Raw genomic sequence first — 1,450 nt, 5'->3', positions numbered from 1 at the left:
CGCCAGCCTGAGGTCGGCCAGGTTGGAGAGGATGCGCAGCCGGACGGTGCCGCCCGAAATGCGCTCGATCATCGGTGCGACTGCCTCGGCCATGGTATTGACCGTGTTGGCGCCCATCGCGTCGCGCACGTCGACGAGCAGATGCAGCACCACCATCGGTCCGACTTGCGTCTCCTCGAACACCTGCACTTCAATCTCGCGGCAGCCGCCGCCGAGGCCGATCAGCACCCGGTCCTTCTCGTTGGCGGCGGCGATGATCTGGTCGCGGGCCGACAGCAGCCTGGCGCGTGCGCCGTGCGGATCGGACAGACCGAGTATCTGCACCTGTGCCCGCATGATCGGTGCGGTGCTCGATGTCTCGAAGCCGCCGCAACCGCGGGCGATGCGCGCCATGTAGGAGGCGGCGGCGACCACCGACGGCTCTTCCACCGCCATCGGGATGAGGTAATCGCGACCGTTGATGGTGAAGTTGGTGGCGACGCCGAGCGGAATCTCGAAGGTGCCGACCACATTCTCGATCATGCCGTTGGCGAGATCGAGCGGCAGGACGCCGCCGCGCAAGGCATCGCGATCCGCCTGCCCAAGACGAGCGGCGTCGCCGACCGTCGCCAGGCGATCGGCCGGCGACAGGTCGCGGAATTTCTCGATGCGGGAATTCAGCCGCGGCTCGACACCGCTGTCCTGGACAGCCACCATCACGATCGCCTCCCTGCGAATGCTTGTCGTTGAGGCAGCTATCGTTTAACTGATACCATCTATCAAGGTACAGCTACAGGAAACAGCGACAAACTGTACCAGTCCATATCAGGGCACGCAGCCCATCGGAGGATGTTCTGGGATGACGCGCGCCGAGGCCGTGGCGGCAGAGATCAGAAGGCGCATCGAGACCGGCTCGATTACCGTCGGCGCCAAGCTTCCGTCGATACGCAAGGCCGCCGAGCAATTCGACGTTTCCAAGAACACCATCGTCGATGCCTATGACCGGCTGGTATCCGCGGGCATCGCGTTTTCGCGGCCCGGCGCCGGCTTCATGGTCGCCGAGCGTCGCCGGCAGACGCCGAGCGAGCGTCCCCGCCATGTCGCGGAAGCGGTCGACATCGCCTCGCTGCTCAATGCGCAGTTGGAGGAGAGCTTTTCGATCCGCGTCGGCGACGGGCGGCCGCCCGCCTCATGGATGGAGGAATCGGAAGTGCGGCGCCATCTCGGGCTGCTCGGCCGGCACCAGAGGTCCAGCAGTGACGGCTATGGTTCGGCGATGGGCCTGCCGGCGCTGCGCGAGCGCCTCGCCTTCGACCTCATGGAGCGCGAGGTGCAGGCGAGCCCGGACCAGATCCTGCTGACATTCGGCGCCAACCACGCACTGGACCTGATCATACGCCGCTTCCTCGTCGCCGGCGATACCGTGCTGGTCGACGACCCCGGCTATTACCCGCTTTTCGCCAAGCTGAAG

1 protein-coding gene and 1 pseudogene are annotated in these 1,450 nt (G+C 65.8%); one reads left to right on the top strand and one right to left on the bottom strand.

The window, feature by feature from the left end:
* Positions 1-696 (bottom strand): annotated as a pseudogene (locus EOC06_RS37215) (3-hydroxy-3-methylglutaryl-CoA reductase); the annotation flags it as partial.
* A gap of 142 nt (positions 697-838) precedes the next feature.
* Between EOC06_RS37215 and EOC06_RS37210 the strand changes: the two are divergent.
* On the top strand, positions 839-1,450 hold a 612-nt coding region (locus EOC06_RS37210), incomplete at its 3' end, for an aminotransferase class I/II-fold pyridoxal phosphate-dependent enzyme (RefSeq protein WP_128310111.1).

The organism is Mesorhizobium sp. M7A.F.Ca.MR.362.00.0.0, from assembly GCF_004023175.1.
Taxonomy (GTDB): domain Bacteria; phylum Pseudomonadota; class Alphaproteobacteria; order Rhizobiales; family Rhizobiaceae; genus Mesorhizobium.
This window is presented reverse-complemented; position numbering and strand designations above follow the sequence as displayed.